Source organism: Micromonospora sp. NPDC050417 (assembly GCF_044458865.1).
Taxonomy (GTDB): Bacteria; Actinomycetota; Actinomycetes; order Mycobacteriales; family Micromonosporaceae; genus Micromonospora_G.
This window is the reverse complement of sequence record NZ_JBITIH010000016.1, coordinates 20,137-41,690: the sequence shown is the minus strand read 5'-3', so window position 1 is coordinate 41,690 and position 21,554 is coordinate 20,137. Positions and strand designations below refer to the sequence as shown.

Below are 21,554 nucleotides of genomic sequence, written 5' to 3'. Positions count from 1 at the left end.
GCCCATGACTCTCCCGTTCACTCGGCGGCCCGTCGTCCCGGCTCAACGTCGACCCAGCACCGCCCCGGCCACGCCCACTACGGCGGCCAGCCCGACGGCGCCGGCCAGCAGCGGGCGACGGTGCCGGGAGAGCCAGACCTGCGGGCTGTGCCGGTGCGCCTGGTGGTCGAACGACCCGTGCGTGCCGAAGTCGGCGCCCCCCTCGCCGTCGGCCGGCTGCCAGAGGTTGACCGGCTGGTCCGGGTCGGTGGGCCGCTCGGTCTGCTGGGACGCGTAACCGGTCCGCCCGAGGTAGTGGTCGAGGATCCCGGGCGCGATCCGGTTGGCCAGGATCGTGGCCACCGTGGAGGCTCCGACCCAGTACTCCCGTCGGCGGGGTCGGCGGGCGGCGTGCACGATCGCCCTCGCCGCCACCTCGGGCTGGTAGATCGGCGGCACCGGCTGGGCGTGCCGGCTCAACCTGGACAGGACCCAGTCGAACTGCGGGGTGTTGACGGCCGGCAACTGCACCATGGTCACCCGTACCCGGCTGCGGTCGTGCAGCAGTTCGCAGCGGAGCGACTCGGTGAAGCCGACGATCGCGTGTTTCGCCCCGCAGTACGCCGACTGCAACGGGATCGAGCGGTATCCCAGCGCCGAGCCGACCTGCAGAATGGTGCCGTGGTCCCGGGACAGCATGTGGTCGAGGGCGACCCGGGTGCCGTGCACGAAACCCAGGTAGGTCACCTCGGTCACCCGGCGGAACTCCTCCGGTGTGATCTCGACGAACGGCGCGAACACCGAGGTGAAGGCGTTGTTGATCCAGAGGTCGATCTCGCCGAGTTCGGCGGTGACGCGGGCAGCAGCCGCCTCGACCTGCGCGTAGTCGGCCATGTCGGTCTCGATCGGCAGGGCCACCCCGCCGGCCGCTCGGACCTCCTCTGCCGCCGCCGCCAGGCCGACCGCACCTCGGGCGAGCAGCGCGATCTTCGCACCGTCACGGGCGAGTTCGCGGGCGGTCGCCCGACCGACCCCGGCACTCGCTCCGGTGACCACGGCGACCAGGCTCACTTGCGCAGCTCGTTGATCTTGTCACGGGCAACTGTGGCGAGGGTGGCGATGCGGTTCGGCTCACCCCGCAGAAACGCCTCGGTGAACTCCTTCGCCTGCTCGTACCGGACCTTGCCCGGCATCGGCGGCTCGTTCGGGTTGACACTGCAGTCGACCAGCGCCGGCCCCGGGTACGCCAGCGCCTCCCGGACCGCCCCGGACAACTGACCCGGATCGTCCACCTTGACCCCGTACCCGCCACAGCTACGCGCCCAGACGGCGAAGTCCGGCTCCGGCTCCGGATGACGTACGGCGTACTCCGGATAGCCGAGGATGATCTGCTCCCAGAGAATCTGCCCGTACGCGTTGTTGTTGTTGATGATCACCTTGACCGGAAGTGCGTGCCGTGCCGCGGTCAGGAACTCGGCCATCAGCATCGCAAAGCCGCCGTCACCGACGTACGCGATCACCTGACGTCCGGGGTACGCGAGTTGGATGCCGATCGCGTACGGCAATCCCGGCGCCATCGAGGCGAGATTGCCGGAAAGGTAGTACTGCCGGCCGCCCCGGATCGTCCAGTGCCGGGCCGACCAGGTGGCGACGGTGCCCGAGTCGCAGGTCAGGATCGCGTCGTCGGCGGCCAACTCGTCCACGCACGCCATCAGGTACTGCGGTGCGATCGGAGTCCGGCTCGGGTCCTGCAACGCCTTCATCTCCTCCCGCCAGCTGTCGCGGCCCCGCTGGTGCTTGGCGAGGAAGGATCGGTCGTCGTGGCGCCGCAGCAGCGGCAGCAGTTGCTTCAGCGCTATCCGGGCGTCGGCGGTGACCGCCACCTCTACCGGCAGCCGGATGCCGATCTGGCTGGCGTCCCGGTCGATCTGCACCACCCGGGCCTGGCCGGGCGAGGGAAGGTAGCTGCCGTACGGGTACGACGTGCCGACCATCAGCAGCGTGTCGCACTCCTCCATCAGCACCTCGCTCGGTTTGGTGCCGAGCAGGCCGAGCCCGCCGGTGGTGAGCGGGTGCTCGTCCGGCACCACCTGCTTGCCGGAGAGCGTCTTGACGATCGGCGCGCCGAGGGCTTCGGCGGTCGCGAGCACCTCCTCCCGGGCGTACCGCGCGCCGATGCCGACCAGCATCGCCACCTTCCGACCGGCGTCCAGTACCGAGGCCGCCCGTTCCAGGTCCTCGGGGGCCGCGGGCGTCGGCGGCCGGGAGAGCACCGGGCTGCTGACCGGAGGCGCCCCCGGACTGACATGCCGGTACGGGTCCGAGGCAGCCGCCGCCACCTGGATGTCGTTCGGGAAACTCAGGTGCACCACCGTGCGCTTGGCCAGGGCGTGCCGGATGGCGATGTCGACCACGCCCGGAACCTGCTGCGGGTTGGTCACCATCAGGTTGTAGGCGCCGGCCACATCCTGGTAGAGCTGGGTCGTCTGCACCTCCTGCTGGTACTGCGTACCCTGCACCGAGGTCTCCTGCATTCCGGTGATCGCCAGCACCGGTGTGTGGTCCATCTTCGCGTCGTACAGTCCGTTGAGCAGGTGGATCGCTCCGGGGCCGGAGGTGGCGGTACAGACGCCCAGCCGGCCGGTCGCCTTCGCGTACCCGGTCGCCATGAACGCGGCGGCCTCCTCGTGGTGCACCAACACGAACCGCAACCGCTCACGCTGGCGACGGAAGCCTTCCATCAGGCCGTTGATGCCGTCGCCCGGCAACCCGAAAACGGTGTCGACGCCCCAGTCGATCAGACGTTTGGCCAGCGCTTCCCCGACGATCTCCTGCATCAGTGCTCCCCGTGTCCGTGGCGCGCCCGCGCCGCCGGTCGTCCGGCGACGCTTCCCGCCCGGTGGTGTCGATCCGGTGGGGTGTCGATCCGGTGGCCGGTCAGCGGCGTGACCAACGACCGATCAGATATCCGACGACAAGGGCCACCCCGACGACGACCAGCGCCGGACCGGCGCGCCCGCCCTTCAGCCGCTGGAGCCCTTGCTTCGGGTCGACCACGGTGCCGGCGGCGTCGCCGACCACACCGGTGGCCACGTCACCAAGGCGTCCGTGAGCCATGCGCCGCACCCCCTCATGCCTGGCACCGGATTCGTCGCCGCCGCCCGGCCCGCTGCCACCGGGTCTTCCCCATCACCGCCGCGACGTGCCGGCACCGACCGTCGCCCGCACCCAGCCGACAATAACTCACCTTTCACAAGATATTGGACATACAGTGTGACGTCGATCCGGTGCCCTGCGAGCCTCCACGCTCCTGCCCGATCCCGTCGCCGCCAGGGTCACCTCCGGCTGGGCGGCTGACCGGCACGGCCCCGCTGGGCGAGCAACCTCGTCACCCGTCGTCGTACGGGCCGGACGAGCCAGCAGCCGCCCAGGACGAGGGCGGCGACGGACACCGTCCACCAGCGGGGCCAGGGCCCCCGGTCCGGATCGCCCACCTCGGCCACCCGGAGATCCCCGAGCAGCCCCTTGGCCAACTGCAACGCGTCAACCCGGGCGATCCGGCCCGGTCCCTGACCCGCCCGGGCGACGGTACGGGTAGCCCCGCCGTCCACCGACCGTTCGACGATCTCGTAGTCCCCGCCCTCCACCCCGACCAGCACGGCCCGCTCCGACACCCAACCGAGCAGTGCGGACGGGTGCGCCGGAGCTGAGAGAGGCGCGGGCGTCGGGGCGCCCTCACCGGTCGCGTCGACAAATGCCAGTCCACCCCGTATCGCGCCGAGGTGCTGCACGGCGAGCAGCCGACCGTCGGGCGACCAGGCGGCCGAACTGTCCAGGTAGTAACCCTCGGGCAGGGTCAGGCTGCGCCGTACGACGCCGGTGAGGTCGACCAGGGCGACCCGCCCCGGCCCGGTCGGCACGGCCAGCAGGTCCCCGTCCGGCGAGACCGCCACCTTCAGGTAGAGATCCGTCAGCGGCTCCTGGCCGACCGTGCTCACCCGGCCGTCCCCCAGGTCGACCACAGCAAGCCGCCCGGTGCGGGAACTCGTCCCGTCGAGCGGCCCGTCGATCATGGCGATGACCAGACGGGAACCGTCCGGGGTCCAGGCGAGCAGTCGCACCGCGACCGGCCGCCCGAGCGGGATCCGCTGGACGTCGCCGGTCCGGAGGTCGACCAGTTCCAACCCGTCGTCGACGCGCTGCTCGCTGGCGACCGCGACCCGGGCGCCGTCCGGCGCGAGCAGCGCCGCCGCCGCGTGCCACTCACCGTCGTCGCCCGTCGCGCCGCGCTGTTCGGCCAGGTCGAGCCGGCGGTACGTCCGCCCGTCCACTCCCAGCACCAACACCTGGCTGGTACCCAGCCGGGTGCCGAGTGACCCCTGACCGTAGAGCGCCACCGCGGGGCCGGATGGTGCGGACGACACCGGCGCGGTCAGCAGTGACATGCCGGCGAACCGGTGCGGCAACGTCGGGGCGAGGGCCGGACTCGCCGGATCCCACCCGCGTCCGCCGGTGCCGGGAATGGGAAGCAGGGCAACCACCGCCAGGACGGCGAGCACCGCGGCGGCGGCGAACACGGGCCGGCGCCACGCCACTTCGCCGGGCGGGGCGCCCCGGCGAGCACGGGTGCGGAGCTGGTCGACCGGGGGCGGGGTGACGGGGAGCGCATCGGCGACCTGCCGCAGTCCGGCCGCGATCCGACGGTCGAGTTCACTCGTCATCGAGGTGCTCCTGCAGGGCGGAGAGCGAACGGTGCAACAGTGATCTCACGGTGCCGGGCCGGCAGCCCAACGCGGCGGCGATCTCGTCCACCGGAAGGTCCAGGTAATACCGGAGGAAGACCACTGACCGCTGCCGGTGACTGAGCCGGGTCAGCGCGGCGCGTACGGCCGTGGTCGTGCCGTCCGGTGGCGGCAGTGGTGGTGGCCCCTGGTCGGCGCTGCTGTGCCGGCGTTCCACGATGCGGCGACGCAGCCACGAGGTGCACCGGGACACGACCGCCCGCCGCAGGTACGGCACCGGCTCACGGACGTCGTCGATCCGCCGCAGCCACTCGATGAAGACCTCCTGCACCACGTCCTCCGCGACCTGCCGGCTGCCGGTGGTGACGTAGGCGAGCCGAACCAGGACGACGTAGTGGGCGGCGTACACCGCGTCAAAGGTCGCCTCCGCGTGCGCGGGCGTCTGCACCAACACATCTCTAGGGCGCACACCTCGACCGTTTCGTTGCGTACCCGTGGGGTTTTCCCGCCGGCCCTCTACCGGGCCGGCGGGCCGCGCGGACCGAAAGCGGGCGCCGCCCGGGGGCCGATCAGTAGTAGCCGGTGTCACCGTCGAGCAGTTCGCGGATGGTGTCCATGTGGCCGGCGTGCCGGGCGGTCTCCTCGACCATGTGGATCACCATCCAGCGCAGGGTCGCCGCCGCCGACCTGAAGTCCGGGTGCCGGCCGACCTCGTCCAGCGAGTGGCTCGCGATGATCTCGTTCGAGATCGCGCACTGCCGCTCGTAGTCGGCCAGCAGTTGGCTGATCGGAACTCCCTCGACCATCATGTCGGCGTCCTCGGGCTTGTCCTGGGCCGCCAGCCCCTCCGCCGGCCGGCCGAGGAACAGCACCTCGAACCAGGTGTGCTCCACCCAACGCAGATGGGAGACGATGCCGGCCATGGTCATCAGGGGCGAGGTCGGCAAAACCGATCGGTGGGCGTCCTCCTCGGACAGCCCTTCGCACTTGTAGTGCACGATCGCGCGCTGCATGTTGTACCAACCGACAAGCTGGGTCCGCTCGTCGGCCACGAATGGGGGGCGGATACGGGAAGGCGACGACACGCCGGCCGACGCTACCCGGACCGGCAGCCCGCCGCAGCCCGTTATCCGGCCGGCACCGCACCGAAACCACCGGTGCTCAGCGCGCGTGGTCGAGAAAATGTCCCTGGTCGTCAATCGGATGGTCGGGCGGGACCGGACGGTGAAGATCCCGCCCGGCCACGACAGTCGGACCCGGACGGAGCGCTCAGCCGGCTGAGTCCGGAAGGGTGAAACACCACCCCTGCGACGTCAGCAGGGGGATGGTCCGCTCGACGGCGTCGACGGTCTGGCTCCGGTCACCACCGCCGTCGTGCATCAGCACCACCGCTCCGGGCGTCACCCCGGTCAGCAGGCGGTCGACCAACTCGTCGGTGCCGGGTGGTTCCCAGTCGGCGATGGCCAGCCGCCAGCCCAACGGCTGCATGCCCAGGCGGGCTGCCACGGCCGGAGTCCGGCCCCAACTCCCGAAGGGCGCGCGGAAGTAGGGGATGTGGGCACCGGGGACCGCTCGCCGGATCGCGGTGTTCGTGTCGCGAAGATCGGCCGCGATCTGCTCCGGAGTCCAGGCGCCCATGTCGTCGTGTCGCATCCCGTGGTTGCAGAGGGTGTGGCCGGCGGCCACGATCTCGCATACCAGGTCCGGGTGGGCCACGGCGTGTTCCCCCCAGAGGCAGAACACGGCCCTGACCTGGTGTCGGCGCAGGACCGTGAGGAGCCGTGGGGTGTCAGCGGGGTTCGGCCCGTCGTCGAAGGTGTAACTGACCACGTTGCCGCCGCCCCGGGCGGTGTCGATGATCTCGGGCGTCGCCGCTCCGGGGCGGGAGAGCCCGTGCACGGGAAACAGGGGCATGCCGGGTCTGCCTTCCTTCGGCCCGGTTCGGCCGATGCGGCTCGTCGGGGGCAGGGGTACGGCTCGTCCGGTCAGGGGGTACGGCAGGAGGCCGTCGGTGCGGCCCAGTTGCCGTTCGCCATCACGGTGAAGCCGAAGGTGGTGCTGCCGCCCGGCGGCACACTGCCGTTGCCGCTGGGCCTGACGGTCATGACCGTGCCGCTGCTGTCCCAACTGGGGTTGCCGTTCCAGACCGTGGCGACCCGCTGCGGGCTGCGTACGGTCACGGTCGCCGTCCAACTGGTGAGGGCCGTACCGCCCGCCCGGATGGTGACCTCGCCGTTGAAGCGATCACCCCAGCGCTGCGTCTCCCGGTAGCTGGCGGTGCAGGTGGCGCCACCGGGCGGGGGCGGCGAGGAGGTGGCCGTTGGGCCGGGGTTGCCGCCGTCGGGTGCCACCGCCCGGCCGGTGCTGGTGGAGATCATGCCCGCGCAGAGGTTGCGGCTGGTGAGGTTCGCGACGATCTGCGGGATGGCGTTGACGGTGGTCTGGTAGCCGTCGTGCATGAGGATCACGCCACCGTTCTGCAGGCTGCTCGCGGCCTGCACGATCGCGGCGGTGCTGGCGCCGTTCCAGTCCTGGGAATCCACGCTCCACAACACCTCGGTGAGCCCGAGCTGGGACTCGACCGAGCGCAGCGTCGCGTTGGTCTCGCCGTACGGGGGCCGGAAGAGCCGAGGCGCGGTGCCGGTGGCCTGTTGGATGGCCTGCTGGGTCTGGGTCAGCTCGGAGGTGATCTGCGCGGCGCTCATCTGGGTCAGGTGCGGATGGGTCCAGCTGTGGTTGCCGATCCACATGCCGGCCTGCTGCTGGGCGCGGACCAGCGCCTGGTTCTGCTGCGCCTTCTGGCCGATGTTGAAGAAGGTGGCGCGTACGCCGTTGGCGGTCAGCGCGTTGAGCAGGCTGGTGGTGGTTCCCCCGTTGGGCCCGTCGTCGTAGGTCAGGGCGACGTAGCCGTTACTACAGTTCGGGGCGGCGAGCGACGGGCCGGCACCGAGCAGGACCGCGGCTCCGCCGACGGCGGCGAGTAACGCGGAAAGGACGGCAGCGGCGGACCGGGAGGGACGGCGTGTGGGTGACATGACCAGCTCCCTGCGGTGGAGGGTGGTGACGCGGTGCGGCCGGCCGGACGGGACGGGTGGGACGGCCGCACCGGGTCCTCGGTACGCGCCTACCGGCGCGGCTTCTGCGGGATGCGCGGCAGCACGTGAGGCGCACCAGCGAAGATCAGATCCGCCTTCACCGTCTGGTACGCCCGCTTCGGCTGATAGTTCTCGTCGTAGAGGGTGGCCAGCCCTTCGGGCGGATTGGCGAACCAGCCCGGGACCCAGGAGTGCCGGTCGGTGAAGCCCCATACGGTGAACGACAGGCAGTGCCGGCTCAACAGACATGCCTGCAACAGGACGCTGAAGTTCGCCGCCGACGCCTGGAGCCGTGGGTTGATCTCGTTCGAGTCCCCGGCCTGCACACCGGGAGTCATCTGACTTCGTACGTCGACCTCGGTGAACGCGGTGGCCAGGCCGAGGTCGCCGAAGCGTTCGAGAGCGTCGGCGACCTGGAGCGTGTCGTAGTTGCCGTACTGGGTGCCCAGGTGGCCCTGGCTACCCACGCCGTCGATCGGCACGCCGGTGGCCCGTAGTCGCTTGACCATGTCGTACACGAACTGGGTCTTGTCGTCCGCGGGGTTGCCCGAACCGAACGCCTCGATGTTGTAGTCGTTGTAGAACAGCAGCGCGTTCGGATCGGCGGCACGGGCCCACCGGAACGCGTCCGCGACGTACCCGGGGCCGAGGTGTTGTGCCCAGAACCCCTTGTAGTGCAGGGCCGGCGGGTTGTCCCAGGGGTCGCTGACCGCCTCGTTGACCACGTCCCACTGCCAGATCTTGCCCTTGAAGTGCTTGACCACGGTCGTGATGTGGTTACGCAGGATGTCGCGCAGCTCGGCCGTGTCGATCGAGCCGTCGGCGACACCCGTGGTGAGCCATCCCGGCAACTGGTTGTGCCACACCAGCACGTGGCCACGTACCCGCTGGTTGTTCTGCTTCGCGTAGGCGATCAGCTCGTCGGCGGGGGCCCAGTTGTAGGTGCCCCGGGTCGGTTCCAGACTCTCCCACTTCATCACGTTCTCCGCGGTCACCGAGGAGAACTGCGAGCCGACGAGCTGTCGGTACTGCGGGTCGGCCGGGTCGTTCAGCGCGGCCATGTCGACTGCGGTGCCGATGTAGAGATCGTGGCGCATGCCGAGGGCACGCAGACTCTGGTCCGCGGGTCGGTCGTGGCCACCGGCCGACGCCGGCAGGCTGTTCAGCGTGCCGACGGTCGCCAGGGCGACGGCACCGACGACGATCCATCGTCTCAACTTCATCAGCGTCCTTTCGGGACTGGGACGGGTCCCGCCCGGGCCGGGGAACGGGCCCCGAGCGGTGGCGGTCGAGCGGACGGGTGTTCAGGCAGGCAGGAACCGCTTCGTCGCTTGCCGAAGCAGCGGTGCGGGTACGCGGACGGGAGCTGCGCCGTACGCGCCCCGGTCTTCCGTAACTTTGCCGAAACCTTACGACTGCAATCGATGAGCGTCAACAGATCGGAGACAGGAAAGTGCCTTGAAAAGAACGATGTAAGCCGTAGAAATCATCCCGGAAGTTTCAGAAAGCCACCAAGGCGTGGCTCGCCGAGCAAGCCACGCCTCGATCTATCGGAACGGGTCAGTGTTCGAGGTAGGTGGCGTAGTCGAAGTCCGCGTACGCGCCGTCGGCGCCCAGATCCTGCACCCAGAGACCGAGGAAGGCGCCGGTGAATCCCCAGGCGGCCGGTTCCCCGTCGACGACGATGGCGGCATGCTCGTCGGAGAGGGTGGTCGCGTCGAACTCCGTCGGCACCCCCGACCAACCGTCGCCGAGGTGGTAGTCGAAGCGCAACGTCGGCCCGTCGAACGTCACCCGCAGTCCCACCCGTCCGACCGCGCCGAGGTCCCGGCTCAGCTCCGGGTACGCGGTGAGCCGGCCACCGTCACAGCTGAGCACCTCGAGCGTGCGCCGGCCGTCGTCGGCCCGGGTGACGTACGCGTAGTACCAGTTCGCGGTGTTGTAGTAGCCGGTGATGCCGGCGAGCTGACGGTGGTCGGCCGGGTCGAACTCCAGCACCGTCTCCAGGGAGCAGTGGGTGGCACCGACCCGACGGGCGACCAGGCTCGGCCGCTGTCGGCCGACCGGTGACTGGCCGCCGAAGATACGCAGGTGGGACGGGCGACTGGTCAGATCGACCCAGTCCGGGGTCGCCGGGCGGCGCAGCGTCGACCAGTCGGTGCCGAGTTCCCGGGCGTCGAAGTGGTCGGTGGCGGGCTCCTCCGGCCACGGGTGGGCGGGCAGGTCGGGCATGGCGACCTCGTCGGCGGGGTGGCCGCCGGGGATGGTCGGCCATCCGTCCACGGGCCAGTCGACCTGTTGGATGGCCGTCTCCCGACCGAGGACGCAGTTGCCCAGCGGGGTGTAGGGACGCCCCACCAGGTGGGCGAGGTACCACTGCCCGGTCTGGGTCTGCACGAGACTGCCGTGACCGGCCTTCTGCAACCGCAGTTCGGGACGCCCGACGGAGGTGAGCAGCGGACCATCCGGGTCGGGCTGGTACGGACCGAACAGGCTACGGGACCGGGCGATCGTGACCTGGTGTTCCCAACTGGTGCCGCCCTCGGCGGTCAGCAGGTAGTACCAGCCGTCGCGCTTGTACACGTGCGGACCCTCGGTGAGTCCGGCGTCGGTGCCGTCGAAGATCAGTCGGGCCTTGCCGACGAGCCTGCGGCTGGCCCGGTCGTAGCGCTGGATCTCGATGCCCCCGAAGCGATCCCGACCCGGTCGCCAGTCGGCGCTCATCGCCAACAGCCAACTGCTGCCGTCGTCGTCGTGGAAGAGCGCGGCGTCGAAACCATGCGCGTGCAGCGGAACCGGGTCTGACCACGGACCGTTGATATCGGTCGCGGTGATGAGGTAGTTCTGCGGATCCCAGTAGCCGCTGGCAAAGCTGGCGACGTCGCTGTACACCAGGTAGAACAGGCCGTCGGCGTACGTCAGGTCGGGTGCCCAGACCCCGTTGGAGTCACCGCTGCCGCTCAGGTCGAGCAGACGCCGCTCGGTGAGCACCCCACCCAGCGCCCGCCAGTGCACCAGGTCGCGCGAGTGGTGCAGCCGCACTCCCGGGTACCACTCGAAGGTCGAGGTGGCCAGGTAGTAGTCGTCGCCGACACGCAGGATCGACGGGTCCGGGTGGAAGCCGGTGAGGATCGGGTTGCGAATCGACCCGGTAGCTGTCGCCACCTCCGCGAACTCGGTCGACATAGTTTGTTCCCCTCTGACGATCCAGCTTCCGGCAGCTTTCCGGAAGTTTCGCACCAATGTATCGAAGTTCCTGATCACGAAAACTCTTCAAGCCGTCACCGGACAGCTCTCCATCTCGATGTGACGCCGTCGTAACGGACGCGACATCAGTCAGAAGTACCAGCCCACGACCGATAGTTGCGCAGCCGCGCCTCTCTCCACCCTCGACCGCCACCACGCCGGTGGTTCATGACGGCACACCGTCCTCAGCCCTTGATCGCACCCTGCAGGCCCCCGACGATCTGCTTCTCGGCGAGCGTGAAGAAAATGAGCGCCGGCAACATCGACAGCGACGTGAAGGCAAGGATTCCCGCCGTGTCGGAGGTGTACTGGCTCGAAAAGTTCTGCACCCCCAGCGGCAGCGTGTGCAGGCTGACGTCCCCGAGGACGAGCAGCGGCAGGAGGAATGCGTTCCAGCTCGCCACGAACGCGAGGACCCCGACGGTGACGAGCGCGGGCCGCGACAGCGGCAGCATGATGCGCCAGAGGAAACCGATCCGGCCCGTACCGTCGATCGCGGCGGCGTCCTCCAACTCGCGGGGCACGGCGGCCAGGAAGGGACGCAGGATCACGATCGTGAGTGGCAACGAGAAGGCGACCTGCGGAAGGATGACCGCGTAGTAGGAGTTGATCAGATTCAGGTCGCGCAACATGAGGTAGAGCGGCAGGATCGCCGCGCCGGCCGGAAAGAGCAGGCCGAGGGTGAAGAAGGTGTAGAGCCCCTCACGCCCGCGAAAGGTGTACCGGGCGAGCACGAACGCGGCACAGACACCGAGCACCACGACGCCGAGCGTCGTACCCAGGGCGATCACCGCACTGTTGAACGCCTGCCCCCAGAAGTCGCTCTGCGTCAACACCCTGGCGTAGTTGTCCCAGACCCACGGGTCAGGCAGCCCGGCCGGGTCCGCGACGATCTGCGGGGTGGTACGGAAACCGCCGACGATCACGTAGAGGACCGGGGCGATCGACACGGCAGCGACCGCGAGCGCCAGCGCGTAGGTGAGCGGGCTGCTCCACGACACCGGGCGGCGGTTGGAGGACGGGGGCAGGACGGCGTTCGCGGCCACGATCAGTTCACCCTTCCGGTGATGGCGCCCTGGATGTCACGACGGAGGAGGAAGCGCTGGAACAGCAGCGCCGCGACGAACGAGATGACGAACAGGATCACGGCGACCGCATTGCCGTAGCCCCACAGCCGGGCAAAGAAGCCGTTGTCCACCATGTACGTCGCCATGGTGCCGGACGCGCCGAGCGACCGCACCGCCGGCACCGAGGTCACCCAGATGACGTCGAAGACCTGGAGCGAACCGATCATCGACAGGAACATCCAGATCCGGATCGTCGGACCCAGCAACGGAAGCGTGACGTGCCGTTGGATCTGCCACCAGCTCGCGCCGTCGATCTCGGCAGCCTCGGTCAGCTCGTGCGGCACGTTCGACAGGCCGGCGAGCAGGAGGATGATGGCGAAGCCGACGTACTTCCAGGTGAGGACGAACAGCATCGTCCAGATGACGACGTCGAGGTCGGCGAGCCACGCCTGCACCAGACCGCCCAGCCCCAGTGACCGCAGCAGCCCGTCGAGCGTGCCACCGTCGGTCAGGATCAGCTTCCACATGATGCCGACGGTGACCTCGGCGAGCACGTAGGGCACGAACACCAGCAGGCGGAACACGGTGCGTCCACGGAAACGACGGTTCAGCAGCAGTGCCACGCCCAGGGCGATCGGACCCTGGATCAGCAGCGACCCGACCACGATGATGCTGTTGTTCCGCAGCGCGTCGAGGAAGATCGGGTCCTGGAAGGCGAGGACGTAGTTGTCGAAGCCGACGTACTCGGTCGGCGGGCCCACCCCACGCCAGCGGAAGAGGCTGTAGTAGACCGCGAAGCCCATCGGCACCAGCACGAACATCACGTAGACGATGACCGCCGGCGTGGTCAGCCCGATGATCTCGTACCACTTGCGTCGGGTCTCGGCCGCGCGACCGGACGAACGCCCGGCCGGCCGCCCGCCCGCCGGCGGCGCGGACGCGCCGCCAGCGGGGTTCAGGGTCGGGTTGGGAGCGGTCACTTGCTCGCGGCCGCCTTCATCGCGGAGACGACCTGTTCAGGCGTGCCGGTGCCGGCGAAGATCGCGACGATGGCGTCGTTCATCGCGTTGCCGACGGTGCTGCCGTAGGCCGTGTCCAGCCAGAGCTGTACGTAGGTCGCGCTGGACGTGGCGTCCAGGATGGCCTTCAGCGCGGGGTCCGCCACGCCGGCCTCCGCGCCCTTGGTGACGGGCAGACCGGTGCCGGTCTCGGCATATCCCTTCTGCACGTCGGCGCTCACGATGTACTTGAGGAACTCGACGCACTCGGCCGGGGCGTTCTTGGCACAGGCGAACCCGTCGCCGCCGCCGAGGGCCGCCTTCGGGTCACCCGCCGAACCGGAGATCGCCGGTACGGGGAACCAGCCGAGGAACTTCTTGAGGGCCGCCGGATCCTGGGCGACGGTCTCCAGGGTGCCCTTGTTCCAGTCACCCATCAGCTCCATCGCGGCCTTGCCGTTGGCGAGCAGGCCGTTCGCGCTGGTCGGATCGTTCTGACCCGGTGTGGCGATGAAGTTGGGCTGGAACGGGTTGGTGGCGATGAAGGTCTTCAGGTCCTGGCCGGCCTTGAGGAAGCACGGATCGTCGAAGACGGGGTCGGCGGACGCCTTCTTCAGCGTGTCGACCGAGCAGGCGCGCAGCGCGAAGTTGTACCACCAGTGCGCGGCGGGCCACTTGTCACCGGCTCCCAGGGCGATCGGGATGACGTTGATCGCCTTGAGCTTCGTGACCGCGTCGTTGAGCTCCTGGAAGGTGGTCGGAGGAGCCGTGATGCCCGCCTGCGCGAACATGTCCTTGTTGTACCAGATGCCTTCGATGCCCATCCGGAACGGCAGGCCGTACTGCTTGCCGTTCGCCTGCCAGATCTCGGCCGCGCTACCGATGTTGCCGACCTCGGTCTGGACCTTGTCGGTGATGTCCTTGAGGTAGTCGGCCTCCACCTGCTCGCGGATTTCGCCGCCGCCCCATGCCTGGAAGATGTCCGGCGGGTCGTTGCTCAGCAGCGCGGCGGGAAGGCGGGTGCGCTGGAGTTGGTTGGTCTCGATCGCCTCGATCTCGATCTTGACGGTCGGGTGGAGTGTGGAGAAGTCCTTGGCGACCTTCTCCCAGTAGGTCTTGCCGGGCCCGTCCTGCGAGGCGTTGTGCCACCAGGTCAGGGTTACCGGGTTCTTGTACGGCTCGTCGTCGGAGGGCCCTGCCTCGTCGCCGCCGCTGCACCCGGCGACAAGCAGTGCACTGGTCAAAAACAGCGCTAGGACGGCGCCAGCGCGGCGCTTGATCGTCATCGATGTCTCCTCGACTTGTCAGGCAGTCGCGGTACTCGGACTGATGGCGAGTTTTACAGTCCCGTAACGTGGTGTCAACCGTTGTCGATAACGTTTTCGATTCCCCCGCGACGAGGCGCGGAGAGCCCTCTATCATCGTCTGCGTGGCGTTCCCGCAGCGTGTCAAGATGTCGGACGTGGCCCATGTGGCCGGCGTCTCGGTGGCGACAGTATCCAAGGTGATCAATGGCCGGTACGGTGTGGCGCAAGCGACCGTGGAGCGCGTCCAGCAGGTCATCCACCAACTCGGGTACGAGGCCAGCCTGGGGGCGCAGAGCCTGCGCAGCCACCGTACGAACGTGCTGGGCATCCTGGTCGCCGAATTCGAGCCGTTCTCGACCGAGCTGCTGAAGGGGGCGTCCCGAGAGGTCGCCGGCACCGGCTACCAGCTGCTGGCCTACTCCGGGGGCGACGGCGACGGCGCGGCCATAGGCTGGGAACGACGGTCGCTGGCCCGACTCTCCGGAACGCTCATCGACGGAGCCGTGATCGTCACGCCGACCGTGGTCGAGACCAAACAGGGCTTCCACGTCGTGGCGGTCGACCCGCACACAGGCCCGTCCGGCCTGCCCACCGTCGACTCCGACAACTTCGCCGGCGCCGTGCTCGCGACCAACTACCTGCTGTCACTCGGCCACCGCCGGATCGGGCACATCAGCGGACGCCCCGACCTGGAGTCGGCGCGCCTGCGCGAGGCGGGCTTCCGTAAGGCCATGGCCGACGCCGACGTGGCAGTGGACGAGCGGCTCGTACGGGTGGGCGGGTTCCGGATCGAAAGCGCCGCCGGTACGGCCGCGGAGCTGCTCGCCCTCCCCGACCGGCCCACCGCGGTCTTCGCGGGAAACGACCTGTCGGCGATCTCCACGATGGACGTCGCCCGGACCATGGGGCTCACCGTGCCCGACGACCTGTCCGTGATCGGCTTCGACAACGTCCCGGAGTCGGCGCTGGTCAACCCACCGCTGACAACGATCATGCAGCCGCTGCAGCGCATGGGCGCCGAGGCCCTCCGCCTGCTTGTCGACCTGATCGGCGGCGTGGAACGCGACACGCACATCCGGCTCCCCACCGAACTGGTCGTCCGCGCGTCCTGCCGCCCCTATCCCCCCACCCTGCGGAGCCTGCCGTTGTCCGCCCACACCGCGACAGCGGGTGGCTGAACTCGCGCACGGCGACCAGGGGCCGCCACCGCCGGGGACACGCCGGCCTCAGCGGCGAGACGTCATCGGAACCCCGACAGAACCGAGATCCCGATGGCGTCGCCGTACAGCCGGTGTCGCGTCACTGTGCGCCCGGCGCCGCCCGCCAGGTCCAGGCCTGCCGGTCGTACAACGGCCGCAGACCGGCGCGCAGCATGTTGTTCAGCGAGTGGTTCACCGAGCCCGCCGACGGCCGACCGGTCTGCGCGACCATCCAGCGGCAGCCGGCCTCGGCCGCCGCACCGGCCCTGATCGCCATGAGCGCGGACTGCGCACCCCGGCCCCGGTGGCTCGGCAGGGTCGCCGCTCCGGAGAGGACCGCCACCTCGCCGTGGACGAAGAGCGCGGCGGCACCGACCACCTGGTCGCCGTCCCAGGCGGCGTACGCACGGAAGCGGGGGTTGTTCACCGCCGCCGCGAGCATCTCGGACAACGGGCCGCCCTGCGGCCACTCGAACCCTGCCATGAGCACCGAGGCCCACTGGTCGGCGGCATCGGAAGGAACCCTCCCGATGCGCAGTTCGGTCGCGTCGTCGATCCGGAACGCGTCGATTTCGCAGCCGAGCTGGATGATCACGCTGCCCGGTTCCAGCTTCTCCGCCGCCCGGATCTCCTCCCAGTCGTGGGGCAACCGGTCGGGAGCGATCTGAATCGTGGCGACCTCGGTCCCCTGCTCGCGGTAGAACCGGAACACCCGATCCATCAGATCCCGGGTCACCGGCTCCTCGAAACCGAACCCGAGCGCCTTGTTCCAGTAGTAGGTCGGGGCGTTGGGCACGGAGAGCGCCACGCCACCGCCGATCCTCGCGTGACCGGACACGAGCGCGGACGAGACAGCCTGAGGTACGCCGGCCACGTACTGGAGCATGAACTCCGCCTCGGCGAGATCTGCGAGCTGGCCCAGTTGTTCCCGATCCATCGGACAGACTGCTCCTTCAGTGCGAATTTGATAAGCGACCCGAATCAGCACCAAATGCGGTTCGGTCTTGTCTTCATGGTGCCGCTGGCACCGCCGCCCGCCAAGCTCCGCCCCTGTGATTAACCGCGCGGGCCGACGATCGAACTATCCGGCCGCCACCGCACACCGCAGGGCGCGGCACAGGTCCGGGTCCGCCCGCTCAGCTCGGCACCACCGTCCGTCCGGCGTGAAACAGTCGCAGCCGTTGGGTCCGGCCGCCACGCACGCTGTGCAGCCAGACCGCTGCCGGCGGACAGTGCTGCGGGTCGTCCGGCGGGTTGATCAAAGCGGCCTCCCAGACCATCACGCCCCGGCTCGCCACCGCACCGATGACCCTTTGACGTACGCCGGCCGCCAGGTCGCGTTCCATGACCTCCACCAGGTACGACCGCTCGGCGCGGCGCTCCCCGTTCGGCCGGATGAGGTCGGCGTCGGGCCACCAGTACTCCCGCACGGCCCGCTCGAACTCGCCCCGTCCCGCTGCCGCCAGCACCTCCTCGAACCGGTCTCGGCAGGAGGCGTGGAGCGCCGCCGAGTCGTCGTGCGCGAGGTCGGCGGTGTGCCGCAGAGCGCTGGCGAGCTTGCGCCGTGCCTGGTTCAACCGGCTGCGTACGGTGCCGACCGGCACACCGCAGAGGGCGGCGATCTCCTCGTACGAGGACACCCCGCTGAAGTAGCGCAGGAGCGTAACCAACCGCAATGGTTCGGACAGTTCGCCGACCGCGTGCCAGGTCCAGTCCCGCAGCGACACCTGTTCGAGAGTTCCTCCGGGTTCGGCTCGGCGGCGGGAAGGTCGAGCGCCGCCACGTCACGGACGACCACCCGACGGGAGGCCCGAAGGCGGTTGCGGCACCCATTCCGGACGATCGACCGCAGCCAGTCGCCGACCGCCGCCGGTTCCCGGAGCCCGTCGATCCGCCGCAGGGCGACCAGCATCGCGTCCTGGACCGCGTCCTCGGCGTCGGGCCCGTAACCGAGCAGGCTGACCGCGACGGCCTTCATCCCGGCCTCGTGCCGGCCGAGGAGGACACCGAGGGCGGCCACCTCCCCCGATCGGGCGGTGTACACCAGTTCGGCATCCGACTTCTCGGCTGAAACCACGCCATACTCCTTCCGGCCGCTCGGGATGTCGTTACCCGACCCCTCCCGTGGAGCGAACCTCCTCCACCCGGCCGACCCGGCAAGACGCCCGACCCGGCAAGACGCCCGACCTGGCAAGACGCCCGAGCGGGCAGGACAAAGCTACCCGTCCCCGGCGGACGAACATTTCGCCGGCCTGGCTTCCGAACGGCGACAGGATTAGGTGATCGCCCGGATCCTGACCGACCGGATTCGCCGGCACAGTGGTCTGTGCGGTTGCGGCCCGCTTCGCGACGTCTCAGCCGGATCCGGCCCGACCGGGCGCGGACAGTGAGCACAGGAGGACCTGATGCGCAAGAAGACCAAGGCGGGCCGGAAGGCCCTGCGCGCGGCGGTGATCATCGCCGCCGGTGCGGCGGCGCTCGCGCTGAGCGCCGGTGCGGCGTCGGCCGACGGCGGCCCGTTCGAGTGGGGCGGCGGCAGCGGCGGCGGGGGCGGGGCCGGCGGCACCTGGTAAACCGGCGGCACCTGGTAACAGGCGATCGGCGCCCTGCCGGCCCGGGTGACTCAAGAATGGTCCCCACCCTGGCCGACGGGGCGCCGTCGTGTCTGCGCCGGACCGCGCCGTACAGGCGACCGGAGCGGCGGTCAGACGAACTAGTACGGCTGATAGGTGTCGACGTTCGGGCAGCACGAACTGGAACCGCAGCAGGAACACGCCGCGGCGGCGTCACCCGAGGACGACATGCCGGTCTCGGGCAACGCGACCGCGTCACGCATCGATGTCACGGTGATGTCGTCCAGGTCCAGATCGTCCAGGTCGAAGACGTCGAGCTCCATCGACATCCACTCCTCTCCAGGCAGGTCCCACCCCGGTCGGGGCGGGGCGAAGACCACGGTGTCAGTTCCGGACCGTCGCGAGCATCCGGGAGAACACCACCAACCGGGTTACGGCACGGACAACGAACCGGTCGGCGGGCACGGCCCGCTCAGCGATCCGCCGTCGACACGTGGCGCGCGACGGCGGCCCGGGTCGAGACACCGAGCTTGACGAAGATCCTGGACACGTGTGACTCCACCGTCCGGGTGCTGAGGAACAACCGGGTGGCGATGGCCCGGTTGCTCAGCCCCTCGGAGACCATCGCGGCGACCTCGCGCTCCCGACCGGAGAGCGGATCGGGTCGGACGTCGCGGGGGCGGGGATGGGCGGCGGCGAACCGCCGCTGCAGATTCGTCGCCCGGCCCACCAACCAGTCCGCCCCACACCACGCCAGCCGGTGCTTGGCCTCGCCCAGGGTCTGCCGACCCGCCGCCAGGTCCCCGGCACGGTGGAGCATGGTGGCCAGGGTCACCAGTGCCTGACCCTCCCGGAGCGGCTGATGGGCGAGCGCGGCAGCGGTCGCGGCCACCCGCGCCGCGTCCACCGCCGCCACCACGTCACCGCGCTCCGCCAACAGTTCGGCCCGCGCCTGGGCCACCACCGCCACCTCGCCGCGCGAACCGCTCCGCTCAGCCGACCCGGCCGCCCGATCCAGAGACTCCTGCGCCGCGCCAAGGTCACCGCAGAGCACCTGGGCCCGGACGACGAGCGCCAGACCCTCCGCGGTCACCACCGGCGAAGCGCCCTCGGTCAACAGCGCCAGAGCGGACTGCGGCTCGTTCATCTCGATCAACATCCCGGCGAGCCCTGCCTGGGCCACCGAATGCCACCACGGTGAACGCAACGCAGCAGCGGCACGTAGTTCAGCGAGCGGGCCGGCGACCGCCACCGGCCCACCGCGCCAGACGAGCAGCGGGGCCCGGATCGCCAGGGCGAACCGCCGCAACTCGTCGCTTCCCAGGGCGCGGGCGATCTCCTCGGCGTCCTGTGCGTCACGCTGGGCCTGCCGCAGGTCCCCGAGCCGGCCGTGCAGCACGGATCGCACCAGGTACAGCTCGGGCAGGACGTGGCCACGCCCGTACCGACGGGCGACCCGGAAACCCCGGGCCAGGTGCCGGACCGCGGCGTCACTGTCCTCGCCGAGCAACTCCGCCCAGACCAGCGCCGGCACCAGGTCGATCACGCCACGCAGGGCGCCGTCGTCAAGTCCGTCCACCGCCCACTGGGCCCGCACGAGCTGCCCACGGGCGTCGTACCCCGGACGGCGGTCGAGCAGCCAGGCCAGGGCGAGCAGCGTGCTGGCGGCGGCACCGAACCCCCGGTGATCCTCCTGCCCGGCCAGCTCGCCGGCCCGGGCGGCGTTCTCCGCCGCGTCGGCGAAACGGCCCGCCAGTATCTCCGTGGTCGCCAACCCCAGCCGCAGGGTGGCCTCCGTGCAGGCACCCACCCCGCCCGGTCGGGACAGCTCACCGGAGAGCAGCGCGCGGGCCTCGCTGAGCCGGCCGAGCATCCGCTCGGTCGACGCGAGCAACTCGGTCGCCGGACATCGGTACTGCGGTGCGTCGCCGATCAGATCGTGCAGGATCCGCTGGCTGTCGGCGGGTCTGCCGGAGATGCTGAGCGCACGGGCCAGGGCCAACCGGAGCGCCGCCCGCCGTCGCGCGGTGTCGACCCGGTCCGGGGTGACCCGGAGCGCGGCGCGCAGCCAGCGCACGCTCGTCGCCGGGGCGCTGTCCAGCGTCGCCTCCGCCGCCGCGGCCAGCACCTCGGCCGCGTGCTCGGCCCCGACCCGCGCGGAGTGCTCCAGATGCTGGGCCTGACGCACCGGCCCGGCGCCCTCGGCGGCGAGGTGCCGGGCCATTCGGTCGTGCGCGGCCAGCCGCCACGCCACGCCGGCACTCTGGTACGCGGCGGCGCGCACCAGCGGGTGACGGAACACGATCCGGCCGTCGACCTGTCGGAGAACTCCCCGTCGGACGAGCGCGTCGAGGGCGTTGGTCACCACCCCCACCGAGATCTCGGCGGCGTGGGCCACCAGCAGCGGGTCGCACTCCTCACCGGCCAGCGCGGCGGCCTGCACGGTCAGCCGCTCGGCACCCGGCAGCACACACAGTTCGGCGGTGACCAGGGCGTCGAGGGCGGTGGCCACCCGGTCGTCGACGACCTCCGGGGCGCATCCGGGGTCGAGCACCACCGCGTCCGTACCAGCGGCGAGGATCTCCAGGTAGAGCGGGTTGCCGCTGCTCGCCTCGTACAACGAGCGGCGCCGCTGCGGCGACATCTCGGGAAGCCAGGCGTCGATGTCGGCCGGGGAGAGCGGGCCGAGCGGCAGATGGGTCGGCGCCGGCTGGGCGCGACCCAGTTGCAGGGCGAGCCGGACCGGGCACTGTCCGGTGCGGTAGGCCAGGACGAAGACGAGCGGGCCGTCGACGGGGTGGCGGACCAGGTAGTCGAGGAGTTCCACGGACGCCTCGTCGGACCAGTGCACGTCGTCGAGGACCACTACCAGGCCGCCTCCCCCGGCGATCTCGGCGAGCACCTCCCGTACGGTCCGGTAGAGCTGGTGGCGTTCGACACCGAGGACGGGGGATGGGGTTCCGTCGCTCACCCGCACCGCGCCCGTACGCCAGTCGGCACCGACCGAGTGCGCGAGCTGGACCAGGCGCTCGCAGGAGGGTCCGCCTCGTGCGGCGAGCACCGGCGAGGCCCGCTCCCTGGCGAGGGCGTCGAAGAGCAGACCGAACGGGAGCCCTACCTCGAACTGGCTGGCGCGGCCACTCAGTACGGCGTACCCGCGTTGGGCGGCGGTAGCCATGAACTCGGTGAGCAGGCGGCTCTTACCGATTCCGGTATCGCCCTCGACCATGACGAATACGGACTGACGGGGTGGATTGGCCAACATCTTGCCCAGCAGGATGCGCTCGGTTTCCCGCCCGAGCAGGTGGTCCACCGTTATCGAACGCCCCATATCGCCTCTACCCCGTC

The 21,554-nt window shown here is 70.2% G+C and carries 19 protein-coding genes and 1 pseudogene; 2 read left to right on the top strand and 18 right to left on the bottom strand.

The features are described 5' to 3' along the window. Positions 1-42: 42 nt before the first annotated feature. From ACIBF5_RS20955 to ACIBF5_RS20895, 13 genes are all read right to left on the bottom strand, one after another. Positions 43-1,050: an SDR family oxidoreductase gene (locus ACIBF5_RS20955; protein WP_396814028.1), complete on the bottom strand. Its 1,008-nt coding sequence runs from the start codon at positions 1,048-1,050 to the stop codon at positions 43-45. Beyond that, on the bottom strand, positions 1,047-2,816 hold the full coding sequence (locus ACIBF5_RS20950; RefSeq protein ID WP_396814025.1) for a thiamine pyrophosphate-dependent enzyme: 1,770 nt from the start codon (positions 2,814-2,816) through the stop codon (positions 1,047-1,049). The genes ACIBF5_RS20955 and ACIBF5_RS20950 overlap by 4 nt, the downstream gene beginning before the upstream one ends. A 100-nt stretch (positions 2,817-2,916) precedes the next feature. Next, the gene (locus ACIBF5_RS20945) at positions 2,917-3,096 is read right to left on the bottom strand and encodes a hypothetical protein (RefSeq protein ID WP_396814023.1); all 180 of its coding nucleotides are present in this window, start codon (positions 3,094-3,096) and stop codon (positions 2,917-2,919) included. Between the two features lie 218 nt (positions 3,097-3,314). Continuing rightward, the gene (locus tag ACIBF5_RS20940) at positions 3,315-4,700 is read right to left on the bottom strand and encodes a hypothetical protein (RefSeq protein WP_396814021.1); all 1,386 of its coding nucleotides are present in this window, start codon (positions 4,698-4,700) and stop codon (positions 3,315-3,317) included. Continuing rightward, positions 4,690-5,169 (bottom strand): RNA polymerase sigma factor, encoded by a 480-nt coding sequence (locus ACIBF5_RS20935; RefSeq protein ID WP_396814019.1) that lies wholly within the window; start codon positions 5,167-5,169, stop codon positions 4,690-4,692. Before ACIBF5_RS20935 ends, ACIBF5_RS20940 begins: the two co-directional genes overlap by 11 nt. Positions 5,170-5,290: 121 nt before the next feature. Continuing rightward, positions 5,291-5,806 (bottom strand): DinB family protein, encoded by a 516-nt coding sequence (locus ACIBF5_RS20930; RefSeq protein ID WP_396814017.1) that lies wholly within the window; start codon positions 5,804-5,806, stop codon positions 5,291-5,293. A gap of 184 nt (positions 5,807-5,990) precedes the next feature. Beyond that, positions 5,991-6,635 (bottom strand): polysaccharide deacetylase family protein, encoded by a 645-nt coding sequence (locus tag ACIBF5_RS20925; RefSeq protein ID WP_396814015.1) that lies wholly within the window; start codon positions 6,633-6,635, stop codon positions 5,991-5,993. A 71-nt stretch (positions 6,636-6,706) separates the two neighbouring features. After that, positions 6,707-7,756, bottom strand: coding sequence for a polysaccharide deacetylase family protein (locus tag ACIBF5_RS20920; RefSeq protein WP_396814014.1), 1,050 nt, complete (start codon positions 7,754-7,756; stop codon positions 6,707-6,709). Positions 7,757-7,845: 89 nt separating this feature from the next. Beyond that, entirely contained in the window at positions 7,846-9,039 is a 1,194-nt protein-coding gene (locus ACIBF5_RS20915; protein WP_396814012.1) for an endo-1,4-beta-xylanase, read from the bottom strand. Between the two features lie 337 nt (positions 9,040-9,376). After that, on the bottom strand, positions 9,377-11,002 hold the full coding sequence (locus tag ACIBF5_RS20910) for a glycoside hydrolase family 43 protein (RefSeq protein WP_396814010.1): 1,626 nt from the start codon (positions 11,000-11,002) through the stop codon (positions 9,377-9,379). Positions 11,003-11,247: 245 nt separating this feature from the next. Beyond that, a complete protein-coding gene (locus ACIBF5_RS20905; protein WP_396814307.1) occupies positions 11,248-12,114 on the bottom strand; it encodes a carbohydrate ABC transporter permease in 867 nt (288 codons plus the stop codon). Beyond that, entirely contained in the window at positions 12,111-13,109 is a 999-nt protein-coding gene (locus ACIBF5_RS20900) for a carbohydrate ABC transporter permease (protein ID WP_396814008.1), read from the bottom strand. Before ACIBF5_RS20900 ends, ACIBF5_RS20905 begins: the two co-directional genes overlap by 4 nt. After that, positions 13,106-14,413, bottom strand: a complete 1,308-nt coding sequence (locus ACIBF5_RS20895; RefSeq protein WP_396814006.1) for an ABC transporter substrate-binding protein — start codon at positions 14,411-14,413, stop codon at positions 13,106-13,108. Before ACIBF5_RS20895 ends, ACIBF5_RS20900 begins: the two co-directional genes overlap by 4 nt. A gap of 143 nt (positions 14,414-14,556) precedes the next feature. On the opposite strand from ACIBF5_RS20895, the gene ACIBF5_RS20890 reads away from it, so the two are divergent. Next, positions 14,557-15,612, top strand: a complete 1,056-nt coding sequence (locus ACIBF5_RS20890; RefSeq protein ID WP_396814004.1) for a LacI family DNA-binding transcriptional regulator — start codon at positions 14,557-14,559, stop codon at positions 15,610-15,612. A gap of 121 nt (positions 15,613-15,733) precedes the next feature. Here ACIBF5_RS20890 and ACIBF5_RS20885 read toward each other — a convergent pair whose 3' ends face one another. The 3 genes and pseudogenes from ACIBF5_RS20885 to ACIBF5_RS20875 form a co-directional block, all read right to left on the bottom strand. Continuing rightward, positions 15,734-16,570, bottom strand: a complete 837-nt coding sequence (locus ACIBF5_RS20885) for a GNAT family N-acetyltransferase (protein ID WP_396814002.1) — start codon at positions 16,568-16,570, stop codon at positions 15,734-15,736. A gap of 199 nt (positions 16,571-16,769) precedes the next feature. Beyond that, on the bottom strand, positions 16,770-17,360 hold the full coding sequence (locus ACIBF5_RS20880; RefSeq protein WP_396814000.1) for a sigma factor-like helix-turn-helix DNA-binding protein: 591 nt from the start codon (positions 17,358-17,360) through the stop codon (positions 16,770-16,772). Positions 17,361-17,491: 131 nt separating this feature from the next. Next, positions 17,492-17,611 (bottom strand): annotated as a pseudogene (locus tag ACIBF5_RS20875) (sigma factor); the annotation flags it as partial. Between the two features lie 427 nt (positions 17,612-18,038). Between ACIBF5_RS20875 and ACIBF5_RS20870 the strand changes: the two are divergent. After that, positions 18,039-18,206 (top strand): hypothetical protein, encoded by a 168-nt coding sequence (locus tag ACIBF5_RS20870; RefSeq protein ID WP_396813998.1) that lies wholly within the window; start codon positions 18,039-18,041, stop codon positions 18,204-18,206. A 140-nt stretch (positions 18,207-18,346) separates the two neighbouring features. Here the strand turns inward: ACIBF5_RS20870 and ACIBF5_RS20865 are convergent, their stop codons facing one another. Beyond that, entirely contained in the window at positions 18,347-18,535 is a 189-nt protein-coding gene (locus ACIBF5_RS20865) for a thiazolylpeptide-type bacteriocin (protein WP_396813996.1), read from the bottom strand. A 143-nt stretch (positions 18,536-18,678) separates the two neighbouring features. Continuing rightward, on the bottom strand, positions 18,679-21,537 hold the full coding sequence (locus ACIBF5_RS20860) for an ATP-binding protein (protein WP_396813994.1): 2,859 nt from the start codon (positions 21,535-21,537) through the stop codon (positions 18,679-18,681). Between the last annotated feature and the right edge of the window lie 17 nt (positions 21,538-21,554).